A 14,501-nucleotide genomic window follows, 5' to 3' on the forward strand; every position below is an offset into this window, starting at 1 on the left:
TGACAGTTCGCCGGTCATGCATGCAGCCCGTTCCCAGACCGCGCACCTACCCTGGAGGCATGGACATCGTCACCGACAAGAAGACCCGGGTCGTCAGCGCGCCGGTGGCCATCATCGTCGCCATCCTCAGTGCTGGCTACATGCTGCCGTGGGCTATCGCGGCCGTGCGAGGCAACGCCAACGCATGGGCTGTCTTCTGGGTCAACCTGCTCCTCGGCTGGACCGTCGTCGGCTGGATCGTCGCCCTAGTCATGTCGATCAAGGAGCACCGCGTCATCAGCGTCCGCTGAGCCTCAACCGGGGTCACCGCGACGTGGGATCCCTTGCAGGGGAAGGGTTTTCAGCCATGGGGATGAGGCCACGCCCCGGTCGAATCGTCGCCTCGACCTCTGCCGTGACGAAGGGGGACTGCTGCGGTCCCCCTTCGTTCATGCGTCGGGGCCGGCCTCGCCGAGGAACTCCATGAGGTTCGTCTCCCGCCAGGCCAGCGGGATCGCGAAGGCGTCGACGAGGGTCTGGGCGTGCGGCCGCAGCCCGGCGCACAGCGTGTCGACCGCGACGATGACCGACTTCGACTGCTGGGCGCTGAGCCGCCCGTGCTCGACGAACCAGGCCCGCTCGGCCTCGATCGTGCTCATGACGTAGAGGTCGCAGACCCGCTCCATGATCTCGCGGGACTCGCCGTCGGGCATCCCGTCGATCGCGGCGACGAAGGCCTCGAGGACGACCCGCTCGATGTGCGCCCGGGCCGTGAGCAGCAGGTGGGGCTGCGCATCGTTGAAGATCGCGAACCCGTCGGCGCCCTCCTCACCTGCCCGGCGCAGCCGCATCGCGAGCGTCTCGAGCAGGTGCTTCTCGCGGTCCTCGAAGAGGTCGAGCTGACCGCCCCGATCGGTGAGCGCGTCGTCGCCGTCACGACCGGGCGATCCGGAGACGAGGCGCTGGATGAGCGAGCCGCCGATCGTGCGCTCGATGACCGCCTCGGTGACCTGGCGCGCCCCGAAGAAGAACGCCCCACGGGTGTCGAGCTCGTGGAAGGCGTCCTTGTACTCGGTGAGCATGCCCTTGGCGACGAGCTGGAGCAGGACGGTGTTGTCACCCTCGAAGGTCGAGAAGACGTCGGTGTCCGCCTTGAGGTCGGCGAAGCGGTTGACCGACATGTACCCGGCCCCGCCGCACGCCTCGCGGCAGACCTGGATGGTGTCGGTCGCGTGCTCGGTCGTCAGCGCCTTGATGCCGGCAGCACGCGCCTCGAGCTCGCGCTGCGCGTCCTCGCTGCTCTCCTCTCCGGCGGCGATGCGGTGCATCTGCTCGACGAGGGCGTTCTGGGCCAGCATGAGCGCGAACGACCGGGCGAGCCGGGGCAGGAGCTTGCGCTGGTGGCCGCGGTAGTCGAGGATCCGCACCTCGCTCTCGCCGTCGGGGGTGTGGAACTGCGTCCGGTGCAGGCCGTAGATCACGGCCAGGGTGAGCGCGGTCCGGGTCGCGGCGCCGGCGCCGCCCGCGACGGAGATGCGGCCACGGACGAGGGTGCCGAGCATCGTGAAGAAGCGGCGGCTCGGGTTCTCGATCGGCGAGTGGTAGCGACCGTCGTCGTCGATCGTGCCGTAGCGGTTGAGCAGGTTGAGCCGCGGCACGCGGACGTGGTCGAAGGTCAGCTCGCCGTTGTCGACGCCGCGCAGGCCCATCTTCGCGCCGCAGTCACCGATGGTCACGCCGTCGAGCGGGTTGCCGTGCTCGTCGCGGATCGGGACGAGGACGCAGTGGACGCCGTGGTTCTCGCCGTCGACGACGAGCTGGGCGAAGACCGCGGCCATACGGGCGTCGCGGGCAGCGTTGCCGATGTAGTCCTTGCGCGCCGCGATGCCGGGGGAGTGGATCTCGATCTCGTCGGTCTCGGGCACGTACGTCGCGGTCGTGAGGAGCGACTGCACGTCGGAGCCGTGGCCGAGCTCGGTCATGGCGAAGGACCCGAGCAGCGAGCCGTCGAGCATGCCGGGCAGGTAGGCATCCCAGTGCCGCTTGGTCCCGAGGTTGGCGATCGCCCCGCCGAAGAGCCCGAACTGCACACCGGCCTTGACGAAGACGGAGAGGTCGGCGTGCCCGAGCATCTCGAAGGCGGTGACGGACGCCCCGTGCTCGTTCGTCCCGCCCTGCTCCTCGGTCAGGCCGTTGCGCGCGAAGTCGGTCTGGGTCAGCTCGAGGACGGCCTGGAGGGTCCGCTGCCGGTGCTCGTCGAGGGGGAGCGTCGAGAGCGGTGGTGCGAAGGTCTCGGGGTCGAGCCGGGAGCGCACCTCCTGGCGCACCTCCTCCCAGCGCCCGTCGAGCACGGTCCGGATCTCTTCGGCGGTACCCATGGCGGCACTCTCCCAGAGCGAAGGGGGCAGTGGTCGCCTACGACGTCGTGGCCTGGGCCTCAGCGTGCGGCTCGGGCCGCGGCAGGCGGGCGAGGCAGAGCGCGGCGACGAGCGCGGACACCGCGCAGATCGCCCACACCGTGAGGTAGCCCTCGAGCGGTGCGTGGCCGGCCCCCGGCTCGGAGATCGAGCCGGTGGAGGTGAGCGCCACGGCGAAGATCGCCGAGGCGATGCACCCGCCGACTGTCTTCGTGGCGTTGGTCAGGCCGGCGGCCTCCGCGGTGGCCCCGTGCGTCGCCGCGGCCGCTGCAGCCGCGGGCAGCGAGGCGACGAGCGCACCGGAGCCGAGCCCAGCGATGCCCATGGCGAGCATCGCGTGCCACAGCACGCCGTGCAGCGGCAGGAAGGTCGCGTACCCCGCCGCGACGAGCACCGCGGCGAGCACAAGCATCCACCGGACCCCGAGCCTTCGGGCGACGACCGGGCTGAGCAGCGCCCCGATCGCCATGCACGCGACGTAGAGGCCGATGACGTTGGCGATGGCAGCCGCCGAGACCCCGAAGCCGTAACCCACCTCGGCGGGGTCGGTCCGGGCGAAGGTCGACAGCGGGATCTGCGCGCCGAGGACGCTCATGCCGAAGAGGGCGGCCGCGACCTGGACGGGCCACATCCGTGGGCCGGCGAGCATCCGCACGTCGATGAGGGGCGAGTCGGTGCGACGCTCGACGCGCACGAAGACAGCGAGCACGGCAGCGCCGGCCAGCATGAGCAGCCATGCGAGCGGGGACAGCGGACCCTGGACCCGCACGACGACGAGCCCGGCCAGCAGCCCGAGGAGCCCGAGGGTGAGCAGCCCGGTCCCCGGCAGGTCGAGCCGGCCCCCCTTCGCCTGGGTCGGGGCGTCGCGCACGCCGAACCAGATCGCGACGAGGGCGATGGTCGTCGCGGCCGCGGGCATCGCGAGCAGCCCGGTCATGCCGAGCACCGGCTGGAGCGCTCCCGCCGAGAGGGCACCGGCGATGACGCCGACCTCGAGCGCGAGGACGAGGAAGCCGGCGCCCTTGCGCACGAGGGCGTCCTGGTCGGGTCGGTCCCGGGAGCGCTCGTGGAGGATCGCGATCTCCATCGGCAACCACACGGCGTAGACACCCTGGACGCCCCAGGCCACGAGGAAGGTCCAGAAGTCCGGGGCCACGGCGACGCCCCACCCTGCCAGAGCGGTGACCAGGGTCGCGCCGAGGAGCACTCGTCGATGACCGTGAAGGTCACCGAGCCGCGAGAGGACGGGCACGGCGAGCGCGGAGACGATGAGCTGGGCTGCCTCGAACCAGTTGACGTCGCCGTCGGTGATCCGCAGGTGGTCGGCGATGTCCGAGTAGAGCGGCGTGTAGTAGCCCTGGATGACGCCGGAGGCGATCTCGACGGCGGCGAGGAAGCCGACGAGGCGCCAGATCGCCGGGCTCACCGCGCGCCTCCCTCGGTGCCCACGGTCGGCAGCCCGTCGAGCAGGGCGCGGTACCACCGCACCCCGTCGAGCAGGTCCTCGACCCCGATGTGCTCGTCGTAGGAGTGGATGGACTCGCGCTGGGCCTTGCTCATCCGGAAGGGCGCGAAGCGGTAGACCCGCTCGCAGATCGCCGTGAAGTGCCGTGAGTCGGTCGCCGCGTAGAGCACGTAGGGGATCGGCACGGCGTCGGTGAAGACGGCGCTGATGGTGCGCTCGAGGAGCGCGAAGGCGGGGTCGTCGACGGGGGAGAGGGGGCTGGGGTCGTGCTGCTCGACCACCCGGACCTCGATGTCGGCGCCGACGATCGACCGCACACGCTCGATCGCCGCCGCGGCGCTCTCGCCGACCGCGATACGCAGGTTGAGTCCGGCCTCGACGGAGGTGGGGATGACGTTGATCGCCGGTGAGCCCTGGAGCGTCGTCACGGCCAGCGTCGTGCGGACAAGGGCGGCGGCCTCGGGGCCGGCTGCGACCATCGCGCGGGCCAGGACGGGCGCGAGCGTCTCGATCCGTGCGGCGAGCGGCCGAAGGGGGGCCGGCAGGTGGGGCGCGAGTCGCCGGAGCATCTCGGCGGTCGGCGGGCTGATCGAGGCGGCGAAGGGACGCTGCTCGAGCCGGGTGATCGCGGTGGCGATCCGGGCGGCGGGGCCGCCCTTCGCCGGCGTGGAGGCGTGTCCTCCCCGGCCGGACGCGGTGAGACGCAGGGAGACCGCGCCCTTCTCGGAGACGCCGACCACGCCGAGCGGGGCGCTGACGCCGGGGAACGCGCCGGAGGCGACGGCACCCCCTTCGTCGAGGACGAACCAGGGCTGCACGCCACGCTCTCGCAGGATGTCCACGGCGTTCCTGGCCCCGTGACCGAGGACCTCCTCGTCGCCGCCGAAGGAGAGCCAGACGTCCCGGGCGGGGCGGCGACCGTCGGCCAGGAGCGACTCGACGGCGCTGATGGCAGCGACGAGCTGGCCCTTGTCGTCGAGGGTGCCGCGGCCCCAGAGCAGACCGTCGACGACCTCGCCGGCCAACGGCGGATGGGTCCAGCGCGACTCGTCACCGATCGGCACGATGTCGAGGTGGGCCATGAGGACGACCGGCGCCTCGCCGTCGGCCTCGCCGGCAGGGTCGGCGGCGACCCGGACGAGCAGCCCGTGCGGGTCGACGTCGACGACCTCCTCGGCCATGACGAGGGGGAAGCGTCGCCGCAGCACCTCGTGGGCGGCGACGAAGGGGGCCGGGTCGGTCTCTCCGCCGGACGGTGCGGCAACCGTCGGCAGGCGGAGGAGCTCCTGGAGTGCGGCGAGGGGGTCCGCGGTGACCGTCATGCGCCCCGACCGTACCGGTCGGTAGGGCCTGGTCGGGTCAGCCGCGGGGGTGCCAGGCGATGCGCGCGCCGCCCCACGCGAGCGCGGTGAGCTGCTCGGTGAGGCCGTCGCGGTCGAGCTCGCCGAGCTGGCCGTCGAGCCAGGCGTCGGCCCCGGCCCGAACCATGCCGACGAGCGAGAGGCCCCACACGCGGGCCGGGGCGGGGTCGTTGCCCCGGTCGACGAGGGCGTGCGCGATGAGCTCGCCCATCTGCAGGGCCATCCGGCCGGTCACGTCAGCGGCTGCCTCCGCCGCGTTGCCGGAGCGTTCCGCCCCGACGAGTGGGGCCGAGACGATGAAACGGTAGACCTCCGGGTCCCGCTCGACGAGGTGGAGGTAGGCGCCGACGGCGGCTGCGATGAGCGAGCGCGGGTCCTCGTCGAGGGTGGAGAGGGCGGTGGTGCCCCGCAGCTGCTGGCCGAGCGCCGTGCCCACGTCCCGCAGGATCAGCTCGTCGACCCGCTCGGCAATCGCGCGGTACAGGCCCGAGCGGTCGGTGAAGTGCCGGTAGAAGACGGTCTTGCTCGTCCCCGCCGACGCGGCGATCTCGTCCATGCCGACGGAGGCGCCGTGCTCACGGATGGCGAGCAGCGTCGACTCGACGAGCTCCTTGCGTCGCTGCTGACGGTGCGCCTCCCATCGGGCGCTGCGTCCATCGGTGGGCGTGCTCACATCGCGGGACGGTAGCAGGTACCAGGTGTACCTGCTACCGTCCGTTTCGGATAAATCACGGTCGGTGCCGACGTCGGGCCGCCCGTCCCAGACCCCGATCTCAGGAGATCTCCGTGGCGTCCACCCAGCCGAACGCTCCGCGTCGCGCCGCCATCCTCGGCGGCAACCGCATCCCCTTCGCCCGTCAGTTCGCCGCCTACGCCGAGGCGAGCAACCAGGACATGCTCACCTCCGCGCTCGAGGGCCTCGTCGCCCGGTACAACCTCGGGGGCGAGAAGATCGACGAGGTCGTCGCCGGCGCGGTCGTCAAGCACAGCCGCGACTTCAACCTCACCCGCGAGTCCGTGCTCGGCTCCAGCCTCGACCCGCACACCTCCGCCTACGACATCCAGCAGGCCTGCGGCACCGGCCTCGAGGCCGCGATCCTCGTGAGCAACAAGATCAAGCTCGGCCAGATCGAGTCCGGCATCGCGGGCGGCGTCGACACCGCCTCCGACGCGCCCATCACCGTGAGCGAGAAGCTCCGCAAGAAGCTCCTGCGCGTCAACCGCGCCAAGGGCGGCAAGGCCCAGGCCCTCGCCCTGCTGAAGATCCGCCCGACCGACCTCGGCATCGCGACCCCGGCGAACTCCGAGCCGCGCACCGGCCTGTCCATGGGTGACCACATGGCCCAGACCGCCAAGAAGTGGGGCATCACCCGCGAGGCCCAGGACGAGCTGGCGATGAAGAGCCACCACAACCTCGCGCGGGCCTACGACGAGGGCTTCATGGACGACCTCATGACGTCCTTCAACGGCCTCTCGAAGGACCAGAACCTGCGCGCCGACTCCTCGATGGAGAAGCTCGCGAAGCTCAAGCCGGTTTTCGGCAAGGGCGACGACGCGACGATGACGGCCGGCAACTCCACCCCGCTGACCGACGGCGCCTCCGTCGTCCTCATGGGCAGCGAGGAGTGGGCCGCCGAGCACCACCTCAAGGTGCTCGCCTACTTCGTCGACGGCGAGGCCGCCGCGGTCGACTACGTCCACGGCGCCGAGGGCCTGCTCATGGCCCCCGCGTACGCCATCCCGCGGATGCTCGAGCGCCAGGGCCTCACCCTCCAGGACTTCGACTTCTACGAGATCCACGAGGCCTTCGCCGCGACCGTCCTCTCCACCCTCAAGGCGTGGGAGGACCCGACCTTCTGCCAGGAGAAGCTCGGCCGCGACACCCCGCTCGGCTCGATCGACCGCGACAAGCTCAACGTCAACGGCTCCTCGCTCGCCGCGGGTCACCCCTTCGCCGCCACCGGTGGCCGCATCGTCGCCGCGCTGGCCAAGATGCTGCACGAGAAGGGCCCGGGCAGCCGCGGCCTCATCTCGATCTGCGCCGCCGGCGGCCAGGGCGTCGTCGCCATCCTCGAGGGCGCCTGAGCCTCGCGCCCGGCCCTCCCGCCCACCTGAACCAGGAGAACTCCCATGGGATTTGAGTACGGCAAGTTCGTCAGCAGCGGTCTCGGCAAGCAGCTCGCCACGACCTTCGGCCTGCCTCGGCCGACCACCCTGCGTCGCCACAAGGCGGGCGGCGCCCTCATCAACGGTGCGGTCCTGCTCACCGGCCACGGCGACGCGCCGTTGGTCCCGCAGCTCACCGCGCTCCTCGAGGGCGAAGGGGTCCAGGTCGCGACCCAGCCGTCGACCTCGGTCGCCGGTGTCGTCGTCGACATGACGACCATCGAGACCCCGGCCGACCTCGAGTCGCTCCGCGCGATCGTCGCGCCGGCGCTGAAGACGCTCGCCCCGACCGGCCGGGTCATCGTCATCGGCCGCCCGGTCGACGAGGCCACCTCGGTCGCGCAGTCGGCCGCGCGCCGCGCGCTCGAGGGCATCGTCCGATCCATCGGCAAGGAGATGCGTGGCGGCGGTACCGCCAACACCATCTACGTCGCCGAGGGCGCCGACGCCGGCGTCGACGCGAGCGTGCGCTTCTTCCTCTCCGGCCGGTCGGCCTACGTCGACGCGCAGGTCGTCCACGTCGACTCCCCGGTCGGCGAGGTCGTCCAGCCGCAGGACTGGGCCAAGCCGCTCGCCGGCAAGGTCGCCGTCGTCACCGGTGCCGCGCGCGGCATCGGCGCCTCGATCGCCGACGTCCTCGCCCGTGACGGCGCGACCGTCGTGTGCGTCGACATCCCGGCCGCCGGCGGCCCGCTCGCCGAGGTCGCCAACCGTCTCGGCGGCAGCGCCCTCCAGCTCGACGTCACCTCGCCCGACGCGGGCACGAAGATCGTCGAGCACGCGCAGTCGCTGCACGGCGGCTTCGACATCGTCGTGCACAACGCCGGCATCACCCGCGACAAGCTGCTCGCGAACACCGACGCCGAGCGCTGGGCCTCCGTCGTCGACGTCAACCTCAGGTCCATCCTCGCGATGAACGAGGCGCTCGTCCCGGCGATGAACGAGGGCGGTCACATCGTCAACGTCGCCTCGATCGCCGGCATCGCGGGCAACCGTGGCCAGACGAACTACGCGGCCTCCAAGGCCGGCGTCATCGGCATGACCTCGGCGCTCGCCCAGGACGACGAGATCCTCGCCAAGGGGATCACCGTCAACGCGGTTGCCCCGGGCTTCATCGAGACCGAGATGACGGCGAAGGTCCCCTTCGCCACCCGTGAGGTCGGGCGCCTCATGAACTCGCTCTCGCAGGGCGGCAAGCCGGTCGACGTCGCCGAGACCATCGGCTGGTTCGCGTGGGACGCCAACCGTGGCGTCACCGGCAACACGGTCCGCGTCTGCGGCCAGATGATGCTGGGCGCCTGATGGCCGTCGAGACCCTCAAGAGCGCCCCGGCCCTCGGTCCGATCTTCGCCCGCTCCGCCCTCGGGGCGGTCGGGATCGGCGGGAAGAAGAAGGGCACGAAGCTGCCCGAGCGCAGCCTGCGCCTCGCCGCCCAGGAGATCGACCGGGCACACCTGCACGAGTACCAGCGGCTGTGCGGCTTCAACGCCGACGACGTGCTGCCGCACACGTACCCGCACATCATGGGCATGCCGCTGCAGATGACGCTCATGAGTAAGCCGGACTTCCCGCTCCCGCTCGTGGGCCTGGTCCACGTCGAGAACCAGATCACCGTCCACCGTCGGCTCACCGCGGACGACGTCCTCGACGTCACCGTCACCGCCGACCGGCTCGCGCCGCACCCGAAGGGGCGCACCGTCGACCTCGTGACGGTGGCCGAGGTCGACGGCGAGCTCGTCTGGGAGGGTCGCTCGACGTACCTCGCACGCGGCCGTGGCGACGCGGACGCACCGCGCGGCGAGGCCCCTCCGACCACGCCGACGGGTCATCCCGCCGCGGTGTGGTCGCTGCCCGGTGACCTCGGTCGGCAGTACGCGCGGGTCTCCGGCGACGTCAACCCGATCCACATGAGCGCGCTCACCGCGCGGGCGATGGGCTTCCCGTCGGCGATCGCGCACGGCATGTGGACCTACGCCCGCTGCCTCGGCTCGCTCGGGCCCCAGGCCAGCGGACCGTCGAGCAGCCACGTGTGGTTCAAGAAGCCGGTGCTCCTCCCGGGCAAGATCGAGCTCGTCGTCGCCCCGGGCCAGCCGACGGTGCTCGGTCTGCGCAAGGCCCGCAAGGCCGAGACGGAGCACCTCGTCATGACCTTCGAGACCGCGGGGGACCTACGCTCGCAGGCGTGAGCCGTTACGAAGACCTCGACGAGCAGCGCCAGGTCGCCGTCGTCACCCAGGCGGCGCGCCTGGCCCTGCCGCTGCTCGGGATCGAGGCCCAGCACGTCGGCCTCGTCACTCACGCCTACAACACGACCTTCGCCGTCGATCTCGTCGCCGGGGGACGCGTCGCCGTCCGCGTCCTCGTCAACAGCATCGCCGACGACGCCCACGTCCGTGGCCAGCTCGCCTGGGCGCAGGCCCTGGCCGTCGCTGGGGTGCCGGTGCCGCCGCCGTGGTTCGGGCCCGGCGGCGAGGACGTGGTCGTCGTGCGGCCCGAGGGCGCCGGCCGCGACTTCCGGGTCTGCGCGTCGTGGTGGGTGACCGGCACGGTCCACCCGGAGATCACCACCGACCAGACGCACGCCCTCGGCGGCGTGATGGCCCGCATGCACGGGCAGGCGAGCCGGTGGTCCTTCCCCGACGGGACGGGGTTCCCGACGATGGCCGACCCCTTCTGCGGCTACCCCGACCTCGTGACGCCGGCCCTGACGGACCAGGCAGACCGGGCCGTCGTCGCCGAGGCGGTGCGACGGTCGCAGACGGCCGTCGACGCCGCCAACGCCATCGGCGTCCTGCCGGTCCACGGAGACCTGCACGCCGGCAACCTGCTGTGGGAGGACGGCCGGGTGGAGCCGTACGTCCTCGACCTCGACGACGCCGTCGTCGCCTCTCCCGCCCACGACATCGCGGTGACCGCCTTCTACACCCGCCGGTCGGGGGACCCGGAAGCGATGACGAGACTCTTTGCCGGGTACGCCGAGCACGCAGCCCTCCCGCCCGTCAGCTCGAGCATCTTCGAGGGCCTCGTCGCGGCCCGGCAGCTCACCCTGACCGCCTCCTTGCTCGCGACGGTCACGCCGTCGTTCCGGGCCGAGGCCGAGGCCTACCTCACGACGACGACGGTTCGCCTGCGCCACTACCTCGACGAAGGAGTGCTGGACAGCCGCCTCACCGCTGCCGGGTGATCTACGGTCCCTCTCATGGACCCCGCAGCACCCGAGGCGCACCACGAGGCCTGGCACCGGCGCCTGCGCAACGACGTCGTCAGCCCGCTCACGGCGGGTGTGCGAGGTCTGCGGTCCGGGGACCCCGAGGCCCGCTCAGGGCTGCTCCTCATCGTCAAGGCAGCGGTCGCCGGAACCCTCGCCTGGGTCTTTGCCGACCGCATCGTCGGCTCGCCGACCCCCAGCTACGCCCCCATGGCCGCGATGCTCGTCGTCGAGCGGACGATCGCCCGGTCGGTCAGCGGGAGCGTGCGCCGTCTCGTCGCCGTGCTCCTCGGGATGGGGCTGGCGGCGGCCATCGGCCTGACCCTGGGCCTGTCGTGGTGGACGATGCTGCTCGCCCTGCTCATCGGGATGACGATCTCGCGAGCGCCGATCCTCGGGGACCACGCGACGATGGTCCCGATCATGGCGCTGCTCTCCCTGCTCACGGCAGGCGGGACCGACGAGGACTTCACGATCATCACCCTGCTCGAGACTCTCGGCGGGGGGATCATCGGCATCACCGTCAATGCGGCTCTCATGCCGCCGGCCCTCGTCCAGACCTCGCAGGACGAGGTCCGCCGGGTCGCCACGGACGCGTACACGCTGCTCGCCGACATGGGCCGCGGACTGACGACCGAGTGGGACGCAAGCGACGCCCAGGGCTGGGTCGAGCGCAGCCAGCGGCTGGCTGACGAGGCCCCCGTCGTGCTCGCCGCGGTCGACCTCGGCCAGGAGAGCACCCTCATGCACCCGCAGCGCGCCGTGCGCGAGGTCGAGGCCGACTGGGCGGGCTACCGCGCCTCGGTGCGCACGCTGAGAGCCGTGCAGCACAACATCGCCGGGATCGCGGCCACTCTCGCCGAGGTGCGCGACCGCGACAACCCGCTCGATCCGCCGAGCGCGGGCTACCTGGGGTCCTTCGGCGAGCTGCTGCTGGACCTGGCCCGCAGCCTGGCGATCCTCGAGCGCACCGACGACGACGCGAGCGATGAGCTCAGTGGGGTCATCAGCGACCTCCACCACCGCCTGGCGTCCCTCGCCGAGGACGTCCGGGAGGACGGCGTCGGCGTCTTCGCATACGGCGCGATGCTCGTCGACGCCGTGCGGATGGTCCGGCTCGTCGACGAGAGCCGTCCGGAGCTCGCGCTGCCCGCGGGCAGCCTGCCGGACGAGGACCTCGAGGTGGGGCCGGGGCCGGACGGCGGATAGAGTCGGGCTGCTGCCCGTCCGGGCCGCGAACCCGTCTCTCCCAGGAGTACCCCGTGCCTGCCCAGCTCACCGTGAACGTCGCCGGAAGCGAGCGAACGGTCGACGCGGGCACCACGGCCGCCGACCTCTTCGGCGACGACCGGGCGGTCCTCGTCGCGCGTGTCAACGGCGAGCTGCGCGACCTCGCGCACGTCCTTGCCGACGCCGACGTCGTCGAGCCGGTGACGGCCCAGGAGCAGGACGGCCTGGACGTCCTGCGGCACAGCGCCGCCCACGTCCTCGCCCAGGCAGTCCAGCAGGCCCACCCCGACGCCAGGCTCGGCATCGGCCCGCCGATCCGGGACGGCTTCTACTACGACTTCGACGTGGCCGAGCCCTTCACCCCCGAGGACCTCAAGGCGCTCGAGAAGGCGATGCAGCGGATCATCAACGAGGGCCAGACCTTCGTGCGACGCGAGATCGAGGACGAGGCGGCGCTCGCGGAGCTCAAGGACGAGCCGTACAAGTGCGAGCTCATCGGCCTCAAGGGCGGCTCCGCAGAGGATGCCGCAGAAGGGGCGGGCGTCGAGGTCGGCGGCGCCCAGCTGACGATCTACGACAACGTCCGTCGCGACGGCTCGGTCGCCTGGGGCGACCTGTGCCGCGGCCCGCACGTCCCGAGCACGAAGGTCCTCGGCAACGCGTACAAGATCATGCGCAGCGCCGCCGCCTACTGGCGCGGGTCGGAGAAGAACCCGCAGCTGCAGCGGATCTACGGCACGGCCTGGCCGTCCAAGGACGAGCTCAAGGCCTACCTCGACCGGCTCGCCGAGGCCGAGCGCCGCGACCACCGCAAGCTCGGCCGCGAGCTCGATCTCTTCTCCTTCCCCGACGAGATCGGCTCCGGGCTGCCCGTCTTCCACCCCAGGGGCGGCGTCATCAAGCGCGTCATGGAGGACTACGTCCGGCAGCGGCACATCGAGGAGGGCTTCCAGTACGTCGGGACCCCGCACATCGCCAAGGAGGGCCTCTTCCACACCTCGGGCCACCTCCCGTACTACGGCGAGGGGATGTTCGACCCCTTCGACGTCGACGGCATGGACTACCGCCTCAAGGCGATGAACTGCCCGATGCACAACCTCATCTACCGCAGCCGGCAGCGGTCCTACCGTGACCTGCCGCTGCGCTACTTCGAGTTCGGCCACGTCTACCGGCACGAGAAGTCCGGTGTGATCCACGGGCTGACCCGGGTGCGTGGCTTCGCCCAGGACGACAGCCACTCCTACGTCACCAAGGAGCAGGCACCGGCGGAGATCAAGCACCTCCTCGACTTCGTCCTCGGGCTGCTCCGCGACTTCGGGCTCGACGACTTCTACCTCGAGCTCTCCACGCGGGACGAGAGCGGCGACAAGAAGGACAAGTTCATCGGCTCCGACGAGGACTGGGCCGAGGCGACGAAGGTCCTCGAGGACGTCTGCGTCGCCTCCGGTCTCGAGCTCGTCGCCGACCCCGGCGGTGCCGCCTACTACGGGCCGAAGGTCTCCGTCCAGGCGCGTGACGCCATCGGCCGGACCTGGCAGATGAGCACGATCCAGTACGACTTCAACCAGCCCTCCGCAGACCGCTTCAACCTCGAGTACCAGGCGGCCGACGGCTCGCGGCAGCAGCCGGTGATGATCCACTCGGCGAAGTTCGGCTCGATCGAGCGCTTCATCGGCGTCCTCGTCGAGCACTACGCCGGCGCCTTCCCGGTATGGCTCTCGCCCGTCCAGGCGCTCGGTGTGCCGGTGGCCGAGGACTTCGAGCCCTACCTCCAGGGCGTCCTCGACCAGTTCGCCGCGGCGGGCGTGCGGGTCGAGATGGACAGCACCGACGACCGGTTCCCGAAGAAGATCCGCAACGCGAGCAGGTCCAAGGTTCCCTTCACCCTCATCGCCGGTGCCGAGGACATGGAGGCCGGCGCGGTCTCCTTCCGCTACCGCGACGGCTCGCAGGAGAACGGCGTGCCGGTCGCGGAGGCGATCGCGAAGATCGTCGAGGCGATCGAGACCCGCGCCCAGGTCTGACCCCCCGAGGATAGGTTGAGCGGCATGGACGCCCGTATCCGGCCCGTCGAGCGCCGCGACGCCTTCTCCCTGGCGGCGCTGCGGATCCAGCACGACCGAGAGCTCGGGCGCCCGCCGCGGCCGGGGTTCATCACCGAGTACGCCGACGCCTTCCTCGCCGAGATCGACGACCACCGAGGGTGGATCGCGGAGGAGGCCGACGGCAACCCGGTCGGCTGCCTGCTGGCGCTGCGGGTCCGCAAGCTCCCGACCCTCATGGCGCCGGGTCGGCCGGAGTGGTGGTACGTCCAGTCCGTCTTCGTCTGCACCGACCGGAGGCGTCAAGGCATCGGCGCGGCCCTGCTCACCGAGGTCAGGCGGGCCGCCCGGGACGAAGGGGTGCGATGGCTGGAGCTGCGCAGCAGCGACGCCGGACGGCCGCTCTTCGAGCACGGTGGCTTCACCACCCCTTCGCCCCGTCTCATGCAGTGGACCCCGTGAGGGCCGACGACCCGGTGGGCCCCGCGAGCTCATACCTCGCGGGGCCCACCGTGGTCCTTGCTCCAGTCAAGACGACCTGAAGAGGTCGCCCACGCAGGCGCGCCGTCCGCCCGGCGCCGGGCTCTTGTGCCCGTCGGCGAACCGGCGTACAACTCTTCCTTACCGATCCAC

The 14,501-nt window shown here is 71.6% G+C and carries 12 protein-coding genes; 8 read left to right on the forward strand and 4 right to left on the reverse strand.

Annotated features, from left to right (window positions below):
* The first annotated feature begins 59 nt into the window (after positions 1–59).
* Positions 60–290 (forward strand): superinfection immunity protein, encoded by a 231-nt coding sequence (locus JNO54_RS09155; protein WP_204143621.1) that lies wholly within the window; start codon positions 60–62, stop codon positions 288–290.
* A gap of 138 nt (positions 291–428) precedes the next feature.
* Here JNO54_RS09155 and JNO54_RS09160 read toward each other — a convergent pair whose 3' ends face one another.
* Genes JNO54_RS09160 through JNO54_RS09175 form a run of 4 tightly spaced genes read right to left on the reverse strand, consistent with a single transcriptional unit; the run spans position 429 to position 5,895 of the window.
* Positions 429–2,357 carry an acyl-CoA dehydrogenase family protein gene (locus JNO54_RS09160; RefSeq protein ID WP_204143622.1) on the reverse strand — a complete coding sequence of 643 codons (1,929 nt, stop codon included), beginning with the start codon at positions 2,355–2,357 and terminating at the stop codon, positions 429–431.
* A gap of 37 nt (positions 2,358–2,394) precedes the next feature.
* Positions 2,395–3,822, reverse strand: a complete 1,428-nt coding sequence (locus JNO54_RS14980) for an MFS transporter (RefSeq protein ID WP_204143623.1) — start codon at positions 3,820–3,822, stop codon at positions 2,395–2,397.
* A complete protein-coding gene (locus JNO54_RS09170; RefSeq protein WP_204143624.1) occupies positions 3,819–5,183 on the reverse strand; it encodes a M20/M25/M40 family metallo-hydrolase in 1,365 nt (454 codons plus the stop codon). The genes JNO54_RS14980 and JNO54_RS09170 overlap by 4 nt, the downstream gene beginning before the upstream one ends.
* A 37-nt stretch (positions 5,184–5,220) precedes the next feature.
* On the reverse strand, positions 5,221–5,895 hold the full coding sequence (locus tag JNO54_RS09175; protein WP_204143625.1) for a TetR/AcrR family transcriptional regulator: 675 nt from the start codon (positions 5,893–5,895) through the stop codon (positions 5,221–5,223).
* 113 nt (positions 5,896–6,008) lie between these two features.
* Between JNO54_RS09175 and JNO54_RS09180 the strand changes: the two genes are divergently transcribed.
* Genes JNO54_RS09180 through JNO54_RS09210 form a run of 7 tightly spaced genes read left to right on the forward strand, consistent with a single transcriptional unit; the run spans position 6,009 to position 14,330 of the window.
* Positions 6,009–7,307: an acetyl-CoA C-acetyltransferase gene (locus JNO54_RS09180; protein WP_204143626.1), complete on the forward strand. Its 1,299-nt coding sequence runs from the start codon at positions 6,009–6,011 to the stop codon at positions 7,305–7,307.
* Positions 7,308–7,352: 45 nt separating this feature from the next.
* Positions 7,353–8,690 (forward strand): 3-oxoacyl-ACP reductase, encoded by a 1,338-nt coding sequence (locus tag JNO54_RS09185; RefSeq protein ID WP_204143627.1) that lies wholly within the window; start codon positions 7,353–7,355, stop codon positions 8,688–8,690.
* The gene (locus JNO54_RS09190; protein ID WP_204143628.1) at positions 8,690–9,574 is read left to right on the forward strand and encodes a MaoC/PaaZ C-terminal domain-containing protein; all 885 of its coding nucleotides are present in this window, start codon (positions 8,690–8,692) and stop codon (positions 9,572–9,574) included. The genes JNO54_RS09185 and JNO54_RS09190 overlap by 1 nt, the downstream gene beginning before the upstream one ends.
* A complete protein-coding gene (locus JNO54_RS09195) occupies positions 9,571–10,572 on the forward strand; it encodes a phosphotransferase enzyme family protein (RefSeq protein WP_204143629.1) in 1,002 nt (333 codons plus the stop codon). Before JNO54_RS09190 ends, JNO54_RS09195 begins: the two co-directional genes overlap by 4 nt.
* A gap of 15 nt (positions 10,573–10,587) precedes the next feature.
* Positions 10,588–11,805, forward strand: a complete 1,218-nt coding sequence (locus JNO54_RS09200; RefSeq protein ID WP_204143630.1) for an FUSC family protein — start codon at positions 10,588–10,590, stop codon at positions 11,803–11,805.
* Between the two features lie 53 nt (positions 11,806–11,858).
* Positions 11,859–13,850: a threonine--tRNA ligase gene (gene thrS, locus JNO54_RS09205; protein ID WP_204143631.1), complete on the forward strand. Its 1,992-nt coding sequence runs from the start codon at positions 11,859–11,861 to the stop codon at positions 13,848–13,850.
* Between the two features lie 24 nt (positions 13,851–13,874).
* Positions 13,875–14,330, forward strand: coding sequence for a GNAT family N-acetyltransferase (locus tag JNO54_RS09210; protein ID WP_204143632.1), 456 nt, complete (start codon positions 13,875–13,877; stop codon positions 14,328–14,330).
* Positions 14,331–14,501: the final 171 nt, after the last annotated feature.

Source organism: Janibacter endophyticus (assembly GCF_016888335.1).
Lineage (GTDB): Bacteria > Actinomycetota > Actinomycetes > Actinomycetales > Dermatophilaceae > Marihabitans > Marihabitans endophyticum.

Bases quoted from the DNA above. Each gene is read 5' to 3' on its own strand.
- JNO54_RS09200 (WP_204143630.1), top strand. From the start codon at position 10,588: ATGGACCCCGCAGCACCCGAGGCGCACCACGAGGCCTGGCACCGGCGC.
- JNO54_RS09185 (WP_204143627.1), top strand. From the start codon at position 7,353: ATGGGATTTGAGTACGGCAAGTTCGTCAGCAGCGGTCTCGGCAAGCAG.
- JNO54_RS09170 (WP_204143624.1), bottom strand. From the start codon at position 5,183: ATGACGGTCACCGCGGACCCCCTCGCCGCACTCCAGGAGCTCCTCCGC.
- JNO54_RS09160 (WP_204143622.1), bottom strand. From the start codon at position 2,357: ATGGGTACCGCCGAAGAGATCCGGACCGTGCTCGACGGGCGCTGGGAG.
- JNO54_RS09190 (WP_204143628.1), top strand. From the start codon at position 8,690: ATGGCCGTCGAGACCCTCAAGAGCGCCCCGGCCCTCGGTCCGATCTTC.
- JNO54_RS09155 (WP_204143621.1), top strand. From the start codon at position 60: ATGGACATCGTCACCGACAAGAAGACCCGGGTCGTCAGCGCGCCGGTG.
- JNO54_RS09210 (WP_204143632.1), top strand. From the start codon at position 13,875: ATGGACGCCCGTATCCGGCCCGTCGAGCGCCGCGACGCCTTCTCCCTG.